Source organism: Gimesia sp., from assembly GCF_048260065.1.
Taxonomy (GTDB): domain Bacteria; phylum Planctomycetota; class Planctomycetia; order Planctomycetales; family Planctomycetaceae; genus Gimesia.
Map to the genome: position 1 here is coordinate 22,518 of NZ_JBLXHC010000003.1, position 21,024 is coordinate 43,541.

Genomic DNA, 21,024 nt, shown 5'->3' on the forward strand with positions numbered 1-21,024 from the left:
TGTAAGCAAGTGAGCCCGCGCATTTCCATGATGAGTTCATTTATGCTTATCACAAAAATGAAAAACACCCTCTATATGCATATAGTGACATAGAGGTCTTTTCTTCCCAAAATAATTCAGTATTTTGATATCTTTTTGAAAGAAAATCAGAATCAAAACAACACTTGTTTAGATATATATATTTTTACAGAAATGTATTCTAGCCAGTTGTCATCAGCACATCAACCCATAATTTTCACAACATCAATAGACACATCCCTATATATATGAATCACTTACAAATTCAACTCAAATAAACAAATTGACTGATCCCAATCAATTCTGATAACGAATTCATTGATTCAATCACTACTCAGTTAAAATAATTATCAGACAGACGAACAAGTGTTCTTTAGAACATACGCCAATAATAAATCATACATTTACTGTAATCTATCCCCTTCGTTACATTTTACTTTTGAAACCAGATTGTTAACAATTAACATTTAACGATCAGCTCCACTGTAAAGAAGTCTCCTCTTCAAGGAAAAACAATGAATGAACCTCAACTGGTCCGTGGACTGGGCGAACAAATTGTAGAGCGTCTTCGTGAGGATATTCTCTCAGGCAGGATTGCTGAGGGAGAACGACTGCGTGAAGTCGATCTGGCAAAACGATTCTCTGTCAGTCGTGGACCGATTCGGGAAGCCATCCAGCAACTTGCCTGGGAGGGTGTCGTCGAAACGGATCGAAATAAAGGTGCACTGGTCTCCACTTCAGCGCCAAATGAAATTACGGAATTAATCATTCCTCTTCGCTGCACAATCGAAAAGTACGCCATTCGCCTGTATTTCGATCAACTGACAGAAGATGACTTTCTTGTCTGGGAAACGATTCTACAGAAGATGAAACAGGCGTGTGAGACAAATGATTTTGCTCTTATTTCGGAGCATGATATTGCCTTTCATCGCTCCCTGGTCACACGCTCTCACTCTCCCGATCTACTGGCGATCTGGTCTGCGATGGTGTCACGCATCCGCAGACACTTCCGAGAGTCGCATTTGAAATACCAGAACCCGATCCAGATCTACGAGGAACACCTCCCCATCATCGAAGCGCTCCGTGACGGCAGCCTGACTGAGACATTACAAACCATTGAAGACCACATCGAATAATTCAGTTGGAATACCCATTTGAACTATCTGGATAATCATGCGATGAAACTTTTACTGCACAGTCTGATCTGGTTCTCGACGTTGACCTGGCTCGTCCCCGCCCAATACGCTTCCGCTGCCCCCCCTCAGCAGAATCATGATGAAAAAGTGCGGTATTTCGAACAACATGTGCGTCCCTTATTCGTCAAACACTGCCTGGAATGCCATGGCGCGAAAAAACAGTTTGCCGAACTGAGACTCGATTCCCGAGCAGCGCTGCTGAAAGGAGGGGAAAGCGGCCCCGCTGTAAAACTGAACCATCCAGAGCAAAGTCTGCTGATGAGCGCAGTCCGTCGCGAATCTCTGGAAATGCCCCCCGACAATGCTCTGACACCTGATGAAATTAACATACTATCAACCTGGATCAGGCAGGGAGCCGTCTGGCCAGAAATTGCAGAATCAAAAACCACAACTTCCATTGACTACACAAAACACTGGTCGTTCCAACCGATTCAAGACCCCGCCATTCCCCCGGTAAAAAAGCGGGGCTGGCCACAAAACTATATCGACTACTTTATTCTCTCCCGACTCGAACAGGCAGGGTTGCAACCTGCTCCGAGCGCGAATTCTGACATACTCCTGAAGCGTATTTTCTGGGATCTGACAGGCTTACTCCCCACACGGGAACAGCTTCAGAGCTTCACAAACAGCGATCAGAAAAGCATGGTGGAAACAGCAGTGACAGCACAACTGGCTTCCCCGCATTATGGTGAGCGCTGGGGCAGACACTGGCTTGATCTGGCACGTTATGCAGATACCAAAGGATATGTCTTTTTCGAGAAGCCTGTCTTTCACTTCGCCTACACATACCGTGACTATGTCATCAACAGCTTCAATCAGGACAAACCCTTCGATCAGTTTATCCGGGAGCAACTCGCCGCCGATTACCTGAAAGCAGACCTGCCTCATGAATCACAGGCGGCTCTTGGATTCATCACGCTTGGCCCCCGTTTCAAAAATGATATTCACGACATCATTTCTGACCGCATCGATGTGGTCACACGTGGATTTCTGGGCCTTACCGTTGGCTGTGCCCGTTGTCACGATCATAAATATGATCCGGTTTCCATCGAAGATTATTACTCGCTGTATGGTATCTTTCGAAATTCACTTGAACCACTTGATCTGCCATTTCGCAGTCAGAATAAAGCCTCAGCTGAACTTCAGGAAAAAGCAGCTCAAATACAACAGGCAGCGAGCGCGTTGAATAATCTGTATCAGGGCCAGCACAAAAAAGTATTGCAGGACACTTCAGAACGTCTGGCAGAATACCTGATCGTCGCACAGTCTCGCAGACAGGGCCCCGATACGGTGAAATTCGATGTCATTGTGGATGGTAATGACCTCAACCCCGAGGTATTGTTGCTCTGGCAGGAATTTCTCGACATCGCTGAAAAATCCAGGGAACCGGTTTTTTCCCTCTGGCATAAACTGGAAACCATTCCAGAGCAAACGTTTGCCACCCAGGCAACAGAAACGCTCAATCAGACAATCTCTGAATCTCATCCAGACTCAGTCGAATATCTGCTGGCCATTCATCTGTTGAAACAAAATCCACAGCGATTTGATGACATCATTCAGGGCTATGCAACACTCTTCCACGTGATTAACAACGAATGGGCCAATCGAATTGTCACAGCCAGAAAACCAGCACAACAACAAAAACAGAAACCGTTTCCCGTTGCCAGGCGGCAATATCTGAATGCGTTTTACAGCCCTCATTCACCACTGGTCATTCCTTTGCATGGATATACGGTTTTAAAACTCTTTCCCGACAGAAAGCTTCAGGAAACAGTAAAAAAACTGAATGCCGCGCTCGATCAGGCACGCGCACAAGCGCCAGTTGAACTCGCGCAAATGATGACACTGCGAGATGCTGATCAGATCATCGAACCACGCGTCTTCAAACGGGGGAATCCCGGTTCTCCCGGTCAACCGGTCACGAGAAAATTCCTGAATCATTTCGATCAGATTTCACACGAGCCATTTCAACAGGGAAGCGGGAGGCTGGAACTGGCCAACGCAATCAGCTCTCCCCGGAATCCGCTCACCGCCAGAGTCATCGTGAATCGTGTCTGGCAGCATCATTTTGGTCAGGGAATCGTCTCTACTCCCAGTGACTTTGGCATTCAGGGGGCACGCCCTTCCCATCCACAGTTACTGGACCATCTGGCCAGCTGGTTCATGAAAAATGGCTGGTCTATCAAAAAACTCCATCGCTATATCATGGAGTCTGCAACTTACCAGCAATCAAGCGTTTCAAATGAGGCTGGGGAGAAAATCGATCCTGCCAACAAACTGTTGTGGAGAATGAATCGCCGTCGACAGGAATTCGAATCGATGCGCGATACCCTGCTCCAGGTAAGTCATCAACTCGACACAACCGTAGGCGGTAAATCGATCAGGGGAATCACTTCTGAATCCAATCGACGACGTACCCTCTATACGTTTATTGATCGTCAGCAGGTTCCCGGTCTGCTGCGAACGTTCGATTTTCCCTCTCCCGATGTCAGTACCGGCGCCCGAAATTCAACTTCGGTTCCCGGCCAGTCCCTGTTTCTGATGAATCATCCGCTCGTGCTGAAAGCGGCACTCATCCTGGGAAATGAATCAGAACAGTCTGCAAACCCCACAGCGGGAATTCAAGAGCTCTATCACAAGATTCTTCAGCGTGATCCGACACAAACAGAGCTCAGTGAGATGCTTGAGTTTTTGAAAACAGATCAAATTCAACTCAAACCTGAAACAACTCGTTCTGAATGGGAATTCGGCTACGCCGCTTATGACCTGAAAACAAGAAAACTGAGTGGCTTCCAGTCACTGCCGCACTGGAACGGTAAACAGTACCAGGGGGGAGAAAAGCTGCCCGACTCCAGAATTGGGTGGGTCTTTTTAGACCAGTCAGGCGGTCATCCCGGGAATGATCTGGAACATGTCGCCGTAATCCGCTGGCGTGCGCCAGACGCCATGACGGTATCCTTGACAGGTACTCTCAAACATGAACTGCCACAGGGAAATGGCATTCGCGGTCGTGTACTGATCAATAATCAACTGGCACTCGGCCCCTGGACATTACATCAAAGTACCGCCAAAACCGACATTAAAACAATCAAGCTGGAGAAAAATCAGACCATCGATTTCGTCGTCGATATTGCAGACCATCTCGGCTACGATTCGTTCGTCTGGTCACCGGAAATCACGATACGGGAACCAGAATTGACTGCTGTCTCGAAAACCGAACCGCCACTGCCTCATCAGTGGAACTATTCCAAAGATTTTCGCAAACCTGAACAACCGCCTGTGACTCCCTGGCAGAGTCTCGCGCAAATTTTGTTGCTATCGAACGAATTCCAGTTTATCGATTAAACAGTCAGGAACTGATTATGCCCCTCAATTCATCATTACCACAGGCACCACAGATTTCCCGACGAGAAATGTTGTCTCGTTCCGGTATGGGAATGGGGATGCTGGCACTCGCGGAACTCACTGCACGGGAAAATGCCCAGGCTGCCGGTAATGAAATTCCAGTCACACGACATCATCCCGCCCGGGCCAAACAGGTCGTGCATCTTTTCATGAATGGTGGCCCTTCACACGTTGACACATTCGACCCCAAACCACTTCTTACAAAATATCACGGCAAGCCACTTCCCAATCCGAATCTGCCTACAGAACGCAAGACAGCCGGGGCATTGGGTTCCCCCTTCCAGTTCAAAAAGTATGGTGAGTCTGGTATCGAAGTCAGTGAACTATTTGAGAAAACAGCAGCCCACGTTGATGACATGTGCATCATCCGTTCCATGCATTCTGACATTCCCAACCATGAACCTTCACTGCTGCTGATGAACTGTGGTGACAATGCACTGCCCCGCCCCAGTTTTGGTTCCTGGGTAAATTACGGACTAGGTTCACTCAATGAGAACCTGCCCGGCTTTGTTGTTCTCTGCCCGAACGGCTTTCCTGTCGTCGGCCCTAAAAACTGGCGTTCCGCGTTTCTACCCGGAGCCTTTCAGGGAACACATCTCGACACCAAAGAAACGTCTGTTACCCGGCTGATTGAAAATATCAATAATCCCCAGACACCCAAACGACAACGCCGCCAGTTAGATCTGCTGCAGAAAATCAATCATCGCCACCTGGAACAGCGCGGACACGATTCACTGCTCGAAGCGCGCATTCAGTCGTTTGAACTGGCCTACCGTATGCAGTTTGAAGCATCAGATGTACTCGATCTTTCAAAAGAACCAAAGCACATCCAGGAAACGTACGGTGACGGATTACAGGGACGACAGCTGCTCATGACGCGTCGACTTCTGGAAAAAGGAGTCCGTTTCATTCAGGTCTGGCATAGTGGCGGACAGGAGTGGGACAACCATAGTGGCATCGAAAAAAGTTTAAGGCGACTCTGTGGTCAATGGGACCAACCTATCGCCGCCTTTCTGACTGATTTGAAACAGCGTGGCATGCTCGATTCCACACTCCTGCTCTGGGGAGGCGAATTTGGCAGGACCCCGGTAGCCGAACTCCCCTCCATGAGCGGCCGCGACCACAACCATTATGGCTTCAGCATGTGGATGGCTGGCGGCGGCGTCAAAGGGGGATACGTCCACGGCGCCACAGATGAAACCGGGTTCGCAGCTTCCGAAAATAAAGTTCACGTACACGACCTGCACGCTACCATGCTGCATTTACTGGGCATCGACCACGAAAGACTCACCTACCGCTACGCCGGTCGAGATTTCCGTTTAACCGATGTCCACGGTCGCGTTGTCAAAGACATGCTTTCATAACTCACTGTTCCTCATTCTTTTCAGCAAGGTTTTCAACTTCGATGAAAATTGAACAAATCACCTGCCAGATTTTGCGTTCCGGTTCTGTCACCAACAAAACAGCCAGCTGTCAGGATTCCGTGCTGGTCCGCATTAAAACAGATACTGGCCTGGAGGGCATTGGTGAAGCCGACTCCTCGCCGGAAGTCGTCAAAGCAATCATTGACGCCCCTTACAGCCATAATGTGGCCTGCGGATTACGCGAACTGCTGATCGGCGAAAACTCGCTCGAAACTGAACGACTCTGGCAGAAAATGTATCGTCATACGATGTACTTCGGTAGAACTGGCGTCACGATTACAGCCATGGCCGCGATCGACATGGCACTCTGGGACCTGAAAGGCAAGCATTTCAATGAACCCATTCATCGACTGCTGGGAGGCCAGTATCATACGGAATTCCAGGCGTATGCTTCGATTCTGTTTGGAAAAGATGGGCAGGAAACCTGCGACATCGGTCAGCGCTGGATTGAAAATGGTTACACTGCGGTCAAATTCGGCTGGGAACCAATGGGGCAGTCAGAAGCGCTTGATATCGAGTTAGTCGCGGGAGCTCGAGAAGGGATGGGCGATGGAATTCTGTTAATCGACGCTGGCTGTGTCTGGGATGCCCGCACGGCACTGCAACGGGCACACGCTTTTTCCGAATATAATATCGGCTGGCTCGAAGAACCGCTGTTTCCCCATGATGTCTCAGGTTATGCCTGGCTGAAAGATCGCTCTCCCGTCCCCATCGCTGCCGGCGAAGAAGAGTGCGGACGCGAATCGTTCCGCCCCTACTTCGAACAACGGGCACTCGACGTCTATCAGATTGACCTCGCGAGAAATGGTTTTACCGAAGCCGGTTATCTGAAACAACGGGTTGCGGAAATCGGTGCCCGTCCCTGCAATCACTGTTACACCAGTCCGATTACCGTCGCTGCGAGCCTGCACTGGCTGGCCACCTGTAAAGATGCCTTTATCTTCGAGGACTGCGTAGAAGATGAACCACTGCGGCACGAATTGACTCTCGAAAAAGTCCAGGCCGAAAATGGAGTCATTCAGGTCCCTGACCGCCCCGGTCTGGGAATCACCCTCAATGAAGATTTCGTCGCCGCTCATATTGTCGCTGAATCGAAGTAGCATCAAATCTCCCAGCAACTAAAGAAGAAACAACATGACACAATCACCTATCAGTACCAGGATCGACTTCGAAAAGTCCGGCATTCAATGGGGAACACTCAACATTCCCTTTTCCTATAATTTGAGTGGCTGGGCACAGCTGCAAATTCCCATCTCGACGATGGCAAACGGAGAAGGCCCCACGGTTCTGCTGATGGCGGGAAATCATGGTGATGAATATCCCGGACAGATTGCCATTATGAAGCTGATGAAAACGCTGAACCTGGAAGAAATCTCCGGACGCATTATCTTTATCCCCGCGATCAATATTCCCGCCGCCAAAGCGGCCACCAGGCTCTCCCCCCTGGATGGCAAAAACCTGAATCGTTGTTTTCCCGGCAATGCCGACGGGACTGCGACAGACATCATGGCACATTACCTGACGCACGTGATCTTTCCCAAAGTCGATGTTGTGATTGACCTGCATACCGGAGGGCGCGGCGTCTATTTCTATCCTTGTGCCCATATGCACCTGGTTGAAAATCGTGAGCAGCGACGTCGCATGGCTGCCGCAACCGAAGCTTATAATACCGATTTTTGCTTCCTGTATGCCGACATTGCTGGAAAAGGACTGCTCCCCGTCGAAGCAGAAAACATGGGCAAAACCGTTGTGACTACAGAAATGGGAGGGGGCGAAGTCACCAATGCCGCCGTTCATCGTCTGTGTCAATCCGGACTGGAAAACGTACTGATCCACCTGAAGGTTCTTGCTGGTGAAGAGACCTCACGCACCGATCTGGGTTTACCACCGACGCGCTGGATTCAGGCCCTCGATGCCGAAGATTATATCTTTGCTCCGGAATCAGGCATTTTCGAAAGTTTTGTCGATGTCGGCGCGGATGTCTCGGCAGATCAGCCTTTAGGGGCAATCCATTTTCTGGAACGGCCTGATCGCGACCCAACCATCATCCACGCCCCTTCAAACGGAATCGCCATTGCGCACCGCGGTCCCACACTGACCAGTCAGGGCGACATCCTGTTCTGCCTTGCCCATGATGTGGAAGCAGATGTTTTGAAAACGTTTGCATGACGACTGTTCTACAAACGAGAGAAATATCATGAGTTGGCTGGACTGGATCATCGTATTCGTGCTGAATGGGTCGGTAATCGCCTTCGGGTTTTACCTGGCGCGCAGCACTCACTCCAGTAGTGACTGGTTTCTGGGAGGCCGTTCACTTCCCTGGTGGGGACTGGGACTCTCCATCTTCGCAACCAGTGTCGACAATGCTGATGCCGTTTCACTCACCGGCTACGCTTACAATAACGGCATGCATATCATCACCGCCTTCACACTTGCCAGTGTCTGTGGTGCTGTATTAGCTTCGTTTGTAGTGGTCCCGGTTCTTTATAAAGGCGGTTTTTACACAAACGCCGAATACCTGGAAACCCGCTTTGGAAAATCGATTCGTACGATCAGCGCGCTGATTCAGATTCAATATCGCACCAGCATGCTCGGCCTCATGATCTGGTCTATCTACCTGATGCTGCAGGGCATTCTTGATTTCACTCCTGTGCAGTGCTGGGCACTGATTGTACTCCTCGTCATTTTCACCGCCGCCTACACGACCTGGGGAGGTCTGACGTCTGTTGTGTGGACCGACGCCCTGCAGAGCCTGATCATGATTGCAGGTGGCATCACAATTTTCTTTGCGGTCTGGTCCGCCAGTGGAGGCTGGACAGCTACGGTTAAGAAACTTTCCGCATCCACCGACGCCAGTGGACAACCATTAATTAACTGGCTCCACATCGGACAGTTCCAGGACAGTCAGTCAACTTCACCTTACCTGATCGTGATGGGCTGGTCGATTATCGGACTGGGTTACTACACCGTCAATCACACGCAAACCATGCGACTGATGGGTGCCCGTTCTTTATGGGACATGAAAATGGCAACCCTCTTCGGCTGCCTGCTGATCATGCCCATCATGATTGGCACAACTCTAATGGGCGTAATGGGACGCGTGCTGGTACCCGAATTCACAGATCACTCTGCACCAGACCAGTTATTCCCCTATTATGCCAATCAGTTTCTGGCTCCCGGATTCAAAGGACTGGTGGTCGCCGGAATTCTCTCCGCCGCCATCAGTACCTTCGATTCGATCGGCTCAGCGCTCTCCGCATTATTCACACGCGATATCTATGCCTGCTGGATCTGTAAGAATCAAACTGAAAAACATTACCTCAATGTGACTCGCTGGGCGACAATCGGTATCCTGCTGATCGGGTTCCTGTATATCCCCTTCATTGTCCGCTATGACAATATGATCCAGGCATTTCGCACATTGATTCCGATTTTTGTCACGCCACTGTTTACCATCTATGTGATCGGGGTCATTTCGCGTGTCCCCCGTCAGAGCGGTCTGGTAGGACTGATCGCCGGCTCATCGTTTGGTTTACTCGGCTTCATAGACCGCGAACTGATTGACATCGGCTGGCTCAGTCCACTGCTCACCGAAAAATGGTACGCCTTCCCCTGCTCTATGCTGGTCACTGCATTGGCTATGTTTTCAGCTGCATTGAAATGGGGCTGGCTGGACAATCAAACCAAACAGGAACTGAAACAGAAAGATGTGCCACAAGAGCATAACTGGCTTACAGAGAGCCGGGAAGAACTGCTGAATATTAAAATCAGCCCCTTTGATAAGCCAACCCCACAATACTTGAATCCAAACTGGTACGCCCTGGTATTGATTGCGATTTCCTTTTGGATCATCTTCGGACTCTTCTGGTAATCAAACTCCTGACAGACAGGTCATCATGAATCGTTACGTGCAGAATCGTCTACGAATCAGTTTATCATTGCCAATTATCTATTTTTGTGTAATGACCACCGCACTCGCAGCAGAACCTGAACCGAAACTGTCTGCTCCACAAGACATCACATTTACTGCCCGCTGTGACCAGAGTCAGCAGCGCTATATCCTGATGCTGCCGGAAATGTTAAATGCGCAGCAGTCACACTCTGTCTTAATCGCATTGCACGGCCATGGATCAGATCGCTGGCAGTTTGTGAAAGAACAAAGAGGGGAATGTAAGGCGGCCCGCGATTTTGCGGCGAAGCATCAGTTGTTGTACGTCTCCCCCGACTATCGTGCCCGTACATCCTGGATGGGTCCCCAAGCAGAAGCAGACCTTGTCCAGATCATTGATGATCTCAAAAAACAATATCAGATCAAGCAGGTCTATTTGTGTGGCGGTTCCATGGGCGGATCTTCCAGCCTGACCTTTGCGGCGCTGCACCCCGAACTCATTGATGGCGTCGCTGCGATGAATCCCACAGCCAATCATCTGGAGTATGACAAATTCCAGCCCGCTATCCAGGCATCCTTCGGAGGGACAAAACAGGATATACCTGAAGAGTATAAAAAGCGAAGTGCCGAATACTGGCCGGAAAAATTCACCATGCCCGTCAGTATTTCCGTTGGCGGGCAGGACCAACTGGTCCCTCCCGACAGTGCACGTCGCCTCGCTCAAATTCTCAAACAGCTCAACAGACCGGTATTGCTGATTGATCGTCCCCGGCAGGGGCATTCGACTTCCTATGAAGACAGCTACTCCGTGCTGGAATTCATGCGGGAAAAATCAGTTCAGCAGAAACAACCTTGAACCTGGTCATTGTCCAATCTGGGTTTCGCTACGCAGCATATTCCCCCGGTTCAACAATTCTTCCGTTGGCACAACGACTTTGGGCTGCAGCTGATAGGTGAACTCGTGACGATTGGTCACTTCGAATGGCAGCAGATTGTCTGAAACGGCATCCAGAGGGAAGACCTGATACCAGGGGGTTTTCACTTTCTGCATTACGGTCTGCGTTTCATAGCCATCTTTGGTCAAAGTAATTTCCCGTGTCGCGTAGTAGGTGAAATCGACAGAAACCGGAGTATACCCGATTTCATCTCCATCCACCTTCACCAGAGCCCCTGCGGGGATCGAACGGATCGTCATTCTCCGATGCACGCACCCCGTCTGGGTGATCGCCAACAGCACCAGCAGCGCAAGCAGGAACGACCGCTTTGTATTCACGGTTGTCTCGTAGCGAATACCGGAAATCTCAGGCTGGCTGGAATCGGACATGAATGATTGAAATCAGAAGTAACAGGAATGGCAAATAACGCGATTTCAGGTCGGGAAACCCGATAGAAGAGCGGGAATTCTACAGAGATGCCAGTTTTATGCCAAGACCTGTTTCTCCCTGACCAATTTTCCCCGTCCATCGTAAGTTACTTGATTATTATGACTTATAAACACACAACAATTAAGATCTCAAGTCGGAAAAACGACGAACCTTTTCACTGGATCTTGTTTCAATACTCGAAATTGATCGTAAAAACAGCAGATTTGCGGTATGCAGGAAATTATTTTGCAGACAAAAGCGGGTAAGTGGGCCCGTTATCTTGAATTTCTGGTCCGAGCGTGCGATAAAGTGCGTATCAACAGCAAGTTATAGAACTCTGAGCTCCTCAGCCAGAGCTTCTCAACAATCGGGACGTAGCGCAGCCTGGTAGCGCGCTACACTGGGGGTGTAGAGGTCGCAGGTTCAAATCCTGTCGTCCCGACTATCTTTCAAAACAAGCCCTTTGGCCAGTAGGTCAAAGGGTTTTCTCATTGTGACTCCTAGACTTACGCCATCGAGTGTATAGTTCAAACAGATGATTTCGAGGAGACGACGTTTCGCAGAGTAATCTGCCTCAAACCATTTCTCCCGAAGGCTTTGCGAAAGTTCAAACGCTTTCACTGCAATATCGATGATTTCATTGCGGCCACGGTCACAAACCTCGATTTCCATCTTCAATTTGACAATCTGGTCTCGTAGCTCCTGATTCTTCGAGGCGAACATATCGGCGTCAATTTCTTCGAGCATTCGTAGGTTTAGAAGCCGGTTTTGATGGTCACGAATCTGAACCAGTTCTTCCTGAAGTCGCTTCGCTTTGTTTGCTGTAGAACGCTCGTCCCAGTTGGTCGCCTGTCGAAGTTCCTCTCGAATCAGGTCACGGAAGTCGTCATCGTCCACACGAAGTGAATCGAAGATGGCGAGCATCTGAGAATCGAGTTCCTTCTCGGTGAGGCGAATGCGGGGGTGGTCCCCTTTATGGTACCGGGCGCAGCGATAGTACATGTATTCTCGCTCCCCGGCCTTTGTCATCTTAGTCTTCCGCTCTCCAGTGATCGGCGAACCGCAATGCCCGCACCTGATCAAATCGCTGGCGTAAGTCATCTGGTGCTGCTTGTAGACCTTATGACCAAGAAGAGACTGCACTCGATCCCAAAGTCGCCGCTCAATGATCGGTGCATGAGTTCCAGGGTACCATTGGCCTCGGAACTTGATATCACCGATGTATGAGCGGTCGGTCAGGATGGTATAGAGCTTGCTCCGACCGAATTTGGAGACCGATGGGAGACATTGAATGCCCTCCTTCTGGAGAGTCTCTACGATCATGTCGAGGGTATGATTGTGATAGCCATACAATTCAAAGATACGACGGATCTTGATGGCGTTCTCGGGATGAAGCTCGATAATACTTCGACCATCAATTCGCACGTTCCGATACCCATACGGCGGCCGAGACGGAAAGAGACCATTTTCGACTCGGCGTTCAAGCCCTTCCCTCACATCAAGAGACTGCTGCTCGGTATAGAAACTGGCCATACTCGCCAACATTCGTCGTTGCATCCGACCGGCAGGAGTGCTTTCGGTTGGTTGGGCAACGGAAATGAATTGAACACCATGCTCGGATTCGAGTCGCTCAAGCTCAACGTAATCGAAAAGATTCCGAGCAGCACGATCGACCTTATAGAAAAGCAGCCCGTCGAGCTTGTGAGCATCCTTTCGTGCGAACGCCATCAGTTCCTTGAATGTACTGCGTTCGTCATGCTTGGATGCCGTCTCTGCGATACGAAACAACTGCACGATTTCACCGTTGTTTCGCTCGGCATACTGCCGAAGGGCATCGACCTGGATATCCAGAGAGAACCCCTCACGCTCTTGTTCTCTGCTGCTAACCCGAGCCAGTGCCACATATCGCTTCTTTGCATTCATCATCGTCCATCCCTAAAAAACACTTCGCCGATTGACGAAGTCCATTTTCACTCTGAGATGGCAATATGCAACAATAAACTACTATTCTGTAAGAAATAGTTCTAATGGTGTCCTGTACCTTGGGATCAGTCGTGTATCTTCGAGAACAAAGCCATCGAAAAGGAGTTCGAGCGTCCTCCGTTTGAAGGTGAAGTCGCCGTCATGCCAGAGTCTACGAATCTTGCCGATGATTAGGTGGGCGCTCTTGCTCCGCTCCAAGGGTTCACGTTGTTGAGCTTCCAAATCGTCGATCGCCACACGAAGCAATTCTATTCGTCGTCCAATTTCAGATTTCTTCGCCACAAAATCATCTGGAGATATTTCTTCGGCAAGGCGAAGATTCAATAGTTGTTCCTGCTGGGTGAAAGCCAGCGACTTTTGTCGTTTCAAATCCTTGGTTCGAGCGATCGTCTCCGAAATGTCGGCTTTTGTCTGTTGTTCGGCGACACGGTGCATCCATTGCGGCACTGCGATTTGCAGCCATGAATGAATGCGTGAAAGAATCAGCATTACTTGGAAGTCGAACTCTTCCTCTCGAACCCGAACCCTTGGATGCCCTGAGCGAGTGTACCGGGCACATCGATAATAGACGTATCGAGACTCGCCTTTGCGAGTTTTCTTCGATTTGACTTCGCCGCTGATCGGACGTCCGCAATAGCTGCATGTGATGAGGTTTCCCGCATAGGTCATGGCATGTGAGCGATAGCTCTTCCTTCCCAACAGCACCTGTGTTCTGGACCAAGTATCGTTATCGACGATTGGCTGATGCGTGCCTGGAGACCACCTTCCCCGAAATCGAACTTCGCCGATATACGATCGGTCGGAAAGGATCGAGTAGATCTTAGAAACGCTGAACCGTGGTTTTGATGGGAGCCAGGTGACGCCTTCATCCTCAAGCTGACTTGGGATGTGTTCGCCAGAAATGTATTCATAGGCATACAGTTCAAAAATTCTCCTAACTTTTGCTGCATTCCCCGATTCGGTTTCAATGAGCCCACGGCCATGAACACGAACATTCCGATAACCGAACGGCGCTCGACTGACAAACAGTCCACTCTCGACACGACGGGCCAATCCTTCTCGCACATCCACTGACTGCTGCTCCGTATAGAAAGCCGCCATGTTAGCTAAAGTCCGGCGCATCATCCGACCAGCAGGGGTGTTCTCTGTCGTTTGAGTCACCGAAATGAATGAAATGCCGTACTCGCTTTCGAGTTCCTCCAGTGCGATAAAATCTCGAAGGTTTCGTGCTGCTCGATCGACTTTGTAAAAAAGAACACCGTTGATCTTATCAGCGTATTTCTTGGCATAGGCAAGCAATTCGCTGAACACCTTGCGCTCTTCACTTTTGGATGCTGTCTCAGCTATGCGAAACATGCGGACAATTTCACCGCCGTTCTGTTCAGCATAGCGTTTCAATCCGTCAATCTGGATGTCGAGCGAAAACCCCTCACGCTCTTGCTCCCGACTGCTGACCCGTGCCAGAGCTAAATAACGTTTCATGATAGACATCCTTGCTTTGAGTCGATGTTAAGTGCTTGCTCCATCGGCAATTCAAGCAGTTCCCCCATGTTGATGAGAATTGCAATGGCAGCTTCGAAATCAATATCTTGCTTCGAATACGGTTGCCATGTATCAATTGTGTTTCGGATAAATTCGTCTGTGATCCAATCCGCTGTACCTGGCGGAATTGAAACCTGTCCCATGTCGATCGTGTGGTCTCGATGTGTATCCAAATCAATCACCGAAAATTGGAAGCACTGTGAGAAATGCATTTGCATCTCTTCCGAGGCGTCGAAGATCTCCTTGCCGCAAGGTCTTGTTCTTTTTGTTGTTGGTCGTCCTTGATCTTTCATTTCATCCTTCCTTGTCAAATGTCGTTTGGTCTATCATTCACAGTTTCGCAATTCACCGTAGTAATTTGCTCGAACAGACCGCATTGCCTGGCTTCTTTGATTCGGTCGTAGAACGGTCTTCTTCCCAGCCCGGTTGTCTCTCGAAACAGGAGAAGACGCTCATCGGTGTTGTTGCCTTGCAGGTAAGCAAGCACCGCATCATGTCTCTGTCGATCAACCCGCTCGGACCGTCGTTCGGCAACAGGTTCCCCTTGGATGCGGCTACGGACGATCGATTCCCAGCTAAGTCCCCCTTCGTTTTTCCATTGAAGGAAATCTGGTAGTGCTTGTTCGGTAAATGTCCGAAGATCGACTTTGGTCTCCCGTGTTCGAACTTCCATTTCAGCTACTAGGAAGTCAGCTACTTCCAGGCACTCCGAAGCAGTCAGCTTTTGACCATTGTGCTCAAATCCGCCAGTGGCGATGTACCTCATCATTACTCCCAATTCGGGATCGGACAATCGCCATTCAACAGGGCTAAACCGAGATGCAATCGCACCCAGATTTCCATAGGTCTTCAGAGGTTGATTGGCAGCGATAATGATCCCGCCTTTGAAAGGGAAACGTATGATTGCTTTCTTGTTTGTCCAGGTCACGACCCGTGGCTTACCATTCGGCGAAGCACAGGCTGATCGCAGAACACCCTGAGCTTTGGCATCCTTATAAAGTTGTTCCATATCCTCCAGGAAGTGGATCGACTCGTGATATTTACAAAGCTCTTCAACGAGCCCAGGTGCGGACATGTCTGAATTGTAATATCGAAAGTCAGCAGCATACTGCTTCAACCCTTGGGCAATCGCATGACTTTTTCCATGCCCGCCTGGCCCCCAGACGAAGAAAGCGTGTGTGTACCCTTGAGCGACAGAGGCCACCCGCTTTTGAACGATAGCACTTCGTTCGTCGATGAACTGCAAAAGTTCCTGGTCGGCCCCAGGCAGTTGTTTTAGTCGGTTCTTGTTCATTGGGTATTCATCCTTGAATGGTGCTTGATAGACGATACGCCGCCGCCGATGGCGGCGGCGTATTGCTTGCTCCGTCCTTATTCTTCTTTTCCGTTGTCGATCGAAACATGCTTACCTGACCGCCAGGTTTCAAGAATCGAATCAACTTCAGGGGCAACACGACTACGGACTTCACGGTATTCCTCGTCAGTCCAAGTGTCGTCCAGCAATTCCTCGTAATTGGTGTGTTCATGCCGTGCGTGGGCAGCAACCGCCAATCGAACCTTCTCATCGAGGCTCAATTGCTTGGTGCGGCCGACCCGTTCGCTCCCGACCTCGCATGCTCGGTCGGCCACGGATTCGACCTCAGATTTTGGAAGGCCAGGAAACTGTTTGACGATTACCTCTCGGAATTCCTTGACGTATTTCGCTTCCCGCCTGACTCGATAAACAGCAGCCTTCATTCGCTGCTTTTCCCGCCGAGCAGCTGATTCTACTCGGCGTGTTTCTGCTTCCACAACTACATCCCGAGGTACGAAGTAACCTGTTGCGAAGTTGAACTTTGGTCCTTTCTTCATCCTTGAATAGATGCAGGTACCCTGATCTCGGCACAACTTCTTCATGGTGGTCGTAAGGTAGCGATTTCCGCTACTAACGAACTCATAATTGGTGGGGATCTTCTTCTCTTGTGAAGAGTCCCATAGTTTTATTTCTTTCTCGTACATGTTCGTCTTCCTTGACGAGCAGAGGCTGTGCAGGAATACCCCGAAAAAACTCGGAATATCGCAGTGAGCCCATACAGGGCTTGTTAGTGGCCGCCAGCAGCCTCTGATATCAGCAGCTTTGCTGATTCGAATATGAAAGTGATTTGGGAACCGCTACTGACAACTCCGTGTTGCCGATCGCCCTCCCGCACTGAGAGAGAAACTATCAAAAGTGAAAACGAAAAGGAATACCGACTGAATTTAGTGATGTCTTTTGGATCGACTGCGGTTTACAGTCATGAAATAAAATGGCACTCGAAAATATTGTAGAATGCTTCATTGATTTGCCACAGTATATTTCAATCTACATTTTATATTGTTTGACGTACTTTCCTTACAACCGACTTCTTTAAGCGGCTTAATTTGATTCGATCGATGTGAAAAAGTTGTCGTTTGATCGAAATCGTTTCCGGTGGACCTCGATGCAGACTATTTTGCATCACTGTACCTGAATTTGATCGCAGCGAATGATACAGGGAGTTATGTATTCTTTCTTTTCTTATACCCTTCCCTACCCACTCCCTCGCACCTGCGGTGCTCAGTCGCCCGTTGTTTGAAGTCCCAGCCCTACGAACTCTTTTCTCAGAATGTTGATCCTGTATTATTGTTGGGAAGTTATCACCCTTCTCCCATCTCCATGCTTTTCCGATCTGGTGGTTCTTGTCGAAGATTTTGACTACCCCGATCTTCTCCAAATGATTGCGGACAACTTGGAAGTAAGTCTGGTTCCAGCTTGGAGTATCTTCAATCAAATTCCAGATAGCCTTGATTCGATTGACTGGCAGCGCCTTGTTCTCCAAGTGATCTTCCAAGCAGAAAGCAATTACGCCTATGCACTGCTCGACAAATCGGGCTGGAACTCGAATCTCCTGAATTTCGGCGGTCATGTCGAATTGGTTGATTCTGCGACGGTGGCCAACAATTCCCTTAGGAAAATGACGGCGACACCAAAAACGAATACCAGGATCAAGTATGACCGACTGGTTCCCCTGGACCAGAGATGGATCAAATGTTTCTGCGATCTTGCCAAGGATGTCGGTAACACGCTGCCAACGATGTCCTTCATTATCAATCCAATTTCCTGAATAGAGGCCATTCAGCTTCAAATGCTCTAAGGCTTCCTCGACCGAAGGCAATCGCTTATTAGTCATATAATACTCTCTGGCATAAGGTAATAATGCAGACCAATTTCGCTGAAATGCACAGGGCTCTTTCGAATCGTACTTGGCAGCACCAGTTACCGGCCTAACAGTAACGTTATTAGCAGGCTCGCTCCCCTGTGGGGAGCGAGCTTTGAGAATCTCGTTCGATTCATCGATAAGCTCACACTCTAATGCAACTTTATCGGACAGTCCTGCGCATGAATATCGAAGAGCAGAGATCAGCGTTGCCTCATCGTAGTTGTTTCCCTGGTAGATCCAGTTCACGAAATGCATAGCCGAGTAGCACCGAAGATATTCCCAGACCGTCTGTCCATAGAATCGCACATCTTTGATTTTACGGTTGACCCGAGGGAGCATGCCGTGGTCAGCGATCGTGATCTTGTCTCTTCGGAGAGGCAAGAAGACGGCTTTACAGTTGTCTGGGAAGACCTCGATATTGCCGTTGTGGCAAAATCCTAGTTCGATCAGTTCATGCCGGATATCAGAAGCCAGAGATTGTGCATCCTTTAACAGGAAATGATCACCAGCACTTCTGAAGCCGAAGAACTTGGCAGAACCGTTATTAGGATTGACTTCGGAGATCCACTTGACATGAGGAATTCTGCGTAAATGACGCCCGATCTGGATGACGATCTTCTGATGATGCTCAGAAGGAACTGATGCATCGTGCCGATCGATATCAACGGCGATGAAAGGGACCAGCTTGGTTTCTGCATCAGTGACGATCCCTTTGCGATCACCGGTGACGTGGTCTTTGAAAGGAATCCATCGGGCGTATTTCTTGCGAGTGTCGGGACAACTAAAGTGATATGGATTGGAATCTGGAGATCGGCCAATTCCGTCTTCGCAAACCGGAAGAGACAAATATTTTTCTCCATGCCCTTGGTAAAGCCAACGGGACAGAGCATTTGTTGCCCTGGATTCTGTGAGCCGCTTCCCATTTGCGTGCCATTTAATTGATCTTAAAAAACGTGTACTTGTTATGCCCATTCGTTCCTTTCTCTCCACAGTATAATAGTCTTAGCATTCCAAAAAAATGCCGACCTTATGAAGAGAATGTATGCAGACAGACTCTAACTAATATAGTTCATGTTTGCCCGTGAACGTTCCGAAGCCCGCCAGCGAAAGCTGGCGGGCTTTACTTTTGTCATTAGTTCTTATTAGCTGCCTATTGAAATAGAGATTGAAGAATGCTTCAGTAAAGTCAGAAAATGGTATTCACCCTATTTGTAGCCGATACATTATTCTTGAGTTAGAACTTCGCTATCCACTTGATTGGCTTGCATTGTTGTACAGAGGCACCAATTTCTGTTACCGGCAATGTCGGCATTGAGTTTGAACAACTGATGCGCTAAGATTCGATCAACATTGAGGCACCCAACGATAGTTGACGACCAGAATGCTCCCGTCCTTCGTGCCGTATGCATGAACGCAAGGTCGAGCATCACGCCAGCTACTAAGTGCCTCGCATCTCAAAAGACATTTTCGTTTGCCATGAACGCCTGGAACAATTTCCAAGCGTGATTCGAAGCCCGTCAGGCATTCATTATGGAGTGTATGCGTTGGGCGAATCTAGCATGTTGAAACGAGCTGACGCAGCGACGAATATATCCATTTCCCCCTAAAACGATGGCGGACTTCAGACGATTTAAAATAGATGCTCAGTCATCTCGACAACCAGTGTGGTGATTAGTGAAAGAAACAACATAATGAAAACTGACAATAATATTTGCAAAATCGACGTATGTTACGACGAGTATTGCAACGGACTTTGGGATTACTATCGCAAAGGAAGGCGTCCCATTTCTGAGGCTTTGCGGGATCAGGCCAACTTTCTCCAATGGAATGTCGATCTGCTCCGAAAACTTGCAGAAGAAGTCGAACGTTTTGGCGAGGATGATTTGAAACTTGACGTAGAGGAATTGACGATTGCTGGACCAAATGACTTGATCCAGCGGCTCATCGATGAGAAGTTGGCGGTACCTTACGACTGACCCAAAAACGCAGCCTGTATTTAAGTCATGAAGCAGACGCACACTGACGTCTATACTCGAAGAGGACTAACAGGCGAAATTGAGACGATATAGATATGAAGGTGAAATATCATGAAAGTAACGACAAAATCGATAACCTATGAGGATGCGTGTGAAGACTACTTCAACTGTGCCAAGAGCCAGCTAGGTGAAGAGACACCGAAAACTCCCTCGAAGAAGATCAAGGTGATTCTATTTGGTGAAGAAGTCACCCAGACCCACACCGAAGCAATTATCGAACTCCCGACAGATGCCAGTATGGAAGAGATCCAGAAACTCGACGGAAGTGAACTGGAATCAATGTTATGGGACACGTGCGAGTACGTCGAATGGACTCCCGGTGATATTCAAAGCCAGATCACTTTTGAAGAAGTTGTTGTAAAGCCCTGCCCTGAAAATGAAGAATCCGATCTTTGTCTCATTCGCAACGAAACCGGAGAACTGGTCTTGGCGAAACCGAAATAGCCTGCTTGTTAGGGCCTTGACCGACAGGCTGTCCTCGCTTGGAAGTTACACTTTCACAGATTTCAGAATATATGGACATCGCCTTTGCTCAAAGCTACTTCGAGCGGGGGCTTGTCCAATCTGACGCTCACTAACCAGTTATGACATTCATGCTGCCGATTGACCTCGGATTCGATACGCCAAAGCACGAACTTTATTGATTAAAATTCAACGTGAACGAGACAAATCGTTCTGGTTCTTTCCCAGCGTCTTCCCAACCATAAGCATAAGTTCCGACATGTCAGAGCCAGACTGTAGTGTCTGCCATGATCTGAAAGCCACAATCACGGGCTCGCTGGCAGAAGGAATAATCTTCCGCCAAATAATCGTAGCCATCATCACGCTGATAAAGCATCGGATGAAAAAAAGGAATCATGGTTTCGCCGAAACGTTCATTGCACATGGGAAGTTTCAACTTTTCCTGAATCTTGCGATAGACTTCTCGGCGGATGTGTAGAAAACCAGT

Annotated in this window: 17 protein-coding genes and 1 tRNA gene; 10 read left to right on the forward strand and 8 right to left on the reverse strand. The window is 48.9% G+C overall.

Annotated features, from left to right (window positions below):
* Positions 1–533: 533 nt before the first annotated feature.
* The 7 genes from ACN0YN_RS06250 to ACN0YN_RS06280 are packed head-to-tail and all read left to right on the forward strand — an operon-like array spanning position 534 to position 10,788.
* On the forward strand, positions 534–1,154 hold the full coding sequence (locus tag ACN0YN_RS06250) for a GntR family transcriptional regulator (protein ID WP_417384140.1): 621 nt from the start codon (positions 534–536) through the stop codon (positions 1,152–1,154).
* Between the two features lie 42 nt (positions 1,155–1,196).
* Entirely contained in the window at positions 1,197–4,559 is a 3,363-nt protein-coding gene (locus ACN0YN_RS06255) for a PSD1 and planctomycete cytochrome C domain-containing protein (protein ID WP_417384141.1), read from the forward strand.
* 17 nt (positions 4,560–4,576) lie between these two features.
* Positions 4,577–5,983 carry a DUF1501 domain-containing protein gene (locus tag ACN0YN_RS06260; protein WP_417384142.1) on the forward strand — a complete coding sequence of 469 codons (1,407 nt, stop codon included), beginning with the start codon at positions 4,577–4,579 and terminating at the stop codon, positions 5,981–5,983.
* A gap of 41 nt (positions 5,984–6,024) precedes the next feature.
* On the forward strand, positions 6,025–7,143 hold the full coding sequence (locus ACN0YN_RS06265) for a mandelate racemase/muconate lactonizing enzyme family protein (protein ID WP_417384143.1): 1,119 nt from the start codon (positions 6,025–6,027) through the stop codon (positions 7,141–7,143).
* 34 nt (positions 7,144–7,177) lie between these two features.
* Positions 7,178–8,212 (forward strand): succinylglutamate desuccinylase/aspartoacylase family protein, encoded by a 1,035-nt coding sequence (locus tag ACN0YN_RS06270; RefSeq protein WP_417384144.1) that lies wholly within the window; start codon positions 7,178–7,180, stop codon positions 8,210–8,212.
* 28 nt (positions 8,213–8,240) lie between these two features.
* On the forward strand, positions 8,241–9,914 hold the full coding sequence (locus ACN0YN_RS06275; RefSeq protein WP_417384145.1) for a sodium:solute symporter family transporter: 1,674 nt from the start codon (positions 8,241–8,243) through the stop codon (positions 9,912–9,914).
* 25 nt (positions 9,915–9,939) lie between these two features.
* Positions 9,940–10,788 (forward strand): alpha/beta hydrolase family protein, encoded by an 849-nt coding sequence (locus tag ACN0YN_RS06280; protein ID WP_417384146.1) that lies wholly within the window; start codon positions 9,940–9,942, stop codon positions 10,786–10,788.
* 6 nt (positions 10,789–10,794) lie between these two features.
* Here ACN0YN_RS06280 and ACN0YN_RS06285 read toward each other — a convergent pair whose 3' ends face one another.
* Positions 10,795–11,256, reverse strand: coding sequence for a PEGA domain-containing protein (locus ACN0YN_RS06285; RefSeq protein ID WP_417384147.1), 462 nt, complete (start codon positions 11,254–11,256; stop codon positions 10,795–10,797).
* A gap of 408 nt (positions 11,257–11,664) precedes the next feature.
* Here ACN0YN_RS06285 and ACN0YN_RS06290 point away from each other — a divergent pair.
* Positions 11,665–11,738, forward strand: a tRNA-Pro gene (locus ACN0YN_RS06290).
* On the opposite strand, the gene ACN0YN_RS06295 is transcribed toward ACN0YN_RS06290, so the two are convergent.
* The 6 genes from ACN0YN_RS06295 to ACN0YN_RS06320 all read right to left on the reverse strand — a co-directional run bounded on the left by ACN0YN_RS06295 (position 11,720) and on the right by ACN0YN_RS06320 (position 19,011).
* Positions 11,720–13,222: a recombinase family protein gene (locus ACN0YN_RS06295; protein ID WP_417384148.1), complete on the reverse strand. Its 1,503-nt coding sequence runs from the start codon at positions 13,220–13,222 to the stop codon at positions 11,720–11,722. The two genes, ACN0YN_RS06290 and ACN0YN_RS06295, sit on opposite strands and share 19 nt — an antisense overlap.
* Positions 13,223–13,300: 78 nt before the next feature.
* A complete protein-coding gene (locus ACN0YN_RS06300) occupies positions 13,301–14,761 on the reverse strand; it encodes a recombinase family protein (RefSeq protein ID WP_417384149.1) in 1,461 nt (486 codons plus the stop codon).
* Positions 14,758–15,114 (reverse strand): hypothetical protein, encoded by a 357-nt coding sequence (locus ACN0YN_RS06305; protein WP_417384150.1) that lies wholly within the window; start codon positions 15,112–15,114, stop codon positions 14,758–14,760. Before ACN0YN_RS06305 ends, ACN0YN_RS06300 begins: the two co-directional genes overlap by 4 nt.
* 14 nt (positions 15,115–15,128) lie before the next feature.
* Positions 15,129–16,115, reverse strand: a complete 987-nt coding sequence (locus ACN0YN_RS06310; RefSeq protein WP_417384151.1) for a hypothetical protein — start codon at positions 16,113–16,115, stop codon at positions 15,129–15,131.
* Positions 16,116–16,192: 77 nt separating this feature from the next.
* Entirely contained in the window at positions 16,193–16,819 is a 627-nt protein-coding gene (locus ACN0YN_RS06315; RefSeq protein ID WP_417384152.1) for a DUF2293 domain-containing protein, read from the reverse strand.
* 350 nt (positions 16,820–17,169) lie between these two features.
* A complete protein-coding gene (locus ACN0YN_RS06320; RefSeq protein WP_417384153.1) occupies positions 17,170–19,011 on the reverse strand; it encodes a hypothetical protein in 1,842 nt (613 codons plus the stop codon).
* 719 nt (positions 19,012–19,730) lie between these two features.
* Between ACN0YN_RS06320 and ACN0YN_RS06325 the strand changes: the two genes are divergently transcribed.
* Together ACN0YN_RS06325 and ACN0YN_RS06330 are read left to right on the forward strand one after the other, a co-directional pair.
* Positions 19,731–20,015: a hypothetical protein gene (locus ACN0YN_RS06325; protein WP_417384154.1), complete on the forward strand. Its 285-nt coding sequence runs from the start codon at positions 19,731–19,733 to the stop codon at positions 20,013–20,015.
* A gap of 111 nt (positions 20,016–20,126) precedes the next feature.
* Positions 20,127–20,519: a hypothetical protein gene (locus tag ACN0YN_RS06330; RefSeq protein ID WP_417384155.1), complete on the forward strand. Its 393-nt coding sequence runs from the start codon at positions 20,127–20,129 to the stop codon at positions 20,517–20,519.
* Positions 20,520–20,799: 280 nt separating this feature from the next.
* On the opposite strand, the gene ACN0YN_RS06335 is transcribed toward ACN0YN_RS06330, so the two are convergent.
* The gene (locus ACN0YN_RS06335; RefSeq protein WP_417384156.1) at positions 20,800–20,961 is read right to left on the reverse strand and encodes a hypothetical protein; all 162 of its coding nucleotides are present in this window, start codon (positions 20,959–20,961) and stop codon (positions 20,800–20,802) included.
* Positions 20,962–21,024: the final 63 nt, after the last annotated feature.

Excerpts from the sequence above, each read along its gene's own strand:
- ACN0YN_RS06250 (WP_417384140.1), top strand. The coding sequence starts at position 534 with ATGAATGAACCTCAACTGGTCCGTGGACTGGGCGAACAAATTGTAGAG.
- ACN0YN_RS06255 (WP_417384141.1), top strand. The coding sequence starts at position 1,197 with ATGAAACTTTTACTGCACAGTCTGATCTGGTTCTCGACGTTGACCTGG.
- ACN0YN_RS06260 (WP_417384142.1), top strand. The coding sequence starts at position 4,577 with ATGCCCCTCAATTCATCATTACCACAGGCACCACAGATTTCCCGACGA.
- ACN0YN_RS06265 (WP_417384143.1), top strand. The coding sequence starts at position 6,025 with ATGAAAATTGAACAAATCACCTGCCAGATTTTGCGTTCCGGTTCTGTC.
- ACN0YN_RS06270 (WP_417384144.1), top strand. The coding sequence starts at position 7,178 with ATGACACAATCACCTATCAGTACCAGGATCGACTTCGAAAAGTCCGGC.
- ACN0YN_RS06275 (WP_417384145.1), top strand. The coding sequence starts at position 8,241 with ATGAGTTGGCTGGACTGGATCATCGTATTCGTGCTGAATGGGTCGGTA.
- ACN0YN_RS06280 (WP_417384146.1), top strand. The coding sequence starts at position 9,940 with ATGAATCGTTACGTGCAGAATCGTCTACGAATCAGTTTATCATTGCCA.
- ACN0YN_RS06285 (WP_417384147.1), bottom strand. The coding sequence starts at position 11,256 with ATGTCCGATTCCAGCCAGCCTGAGATTTCCGGTATTCGCTACGAGACA.
- ACN0YN_RS06295 (WP_417384148.1), bottom strand. The coding sequence starts at position 13,222 with ATGATGAATGCAAAGAAGCGATATGTGGCACTGGCTCGGGTTAGCAGC.
- ACN0YN_RS06300 (WP_417384149.1), bottom strand. The coding sequence starts at position 14,761 with ATGAAACGTTATTTAGCTCTGGCACGGGTCAGCAGTCGGGAGCAAGAG.
- ACN0YN_RS06305 (WP_417384150.1), bottom strand. The coding sequence starts at position 15,114 with ATGAAAGATCAAGGACGACCAACAACAAAAAGAACAAGACCTTGCGGC.
- ACN0YN_RS06310 (WP_417384151.1), bottom strand. The coding sequence starts at position 16,115 with ATGAACAAGAACCGACTAAAACAACTGCCTGGGGCCGACCAGGAACTT.
- ACN0YN_RS06315 (WP_417384152.1), bottom strand. The coding sequence starts at position 16,819 with ATGTACGAGAAAGAAATAAAACTATGGGACTCTTCACAAGAGAAGAAG.
- ACN0YN_RS06320 (WP_417384153.1), bottom strand. The coding sequence starts at position 19,011 with ATGGGCATAACAAGTACACGTTTTTTAAGATCAATTAAATGGCACGCA.
- ACN0YN_RS06325 (WP_417384154.1), top strand. The coding sequence starts at position 19,731 with ATGAAAACTGACAATAATATTTGCAAAATCGACGTATGTTACGACGAG.
- ACN0YN_RS06330 (WP_417384155.1), top strand. The coding sequence starts at position 20,127 with ATGAAAGTAACGACAAAATCGATAACCTATGAGGATGCGTGTGAAGAC.
- ACN0YN_RS06335 (WP_417384156.1), bottom strand. The coding sequence starts at position 20,961 with ATGTGCAATGAACGTTTCGGCGAAACCATGATTCCTTTTTTTCATCCG.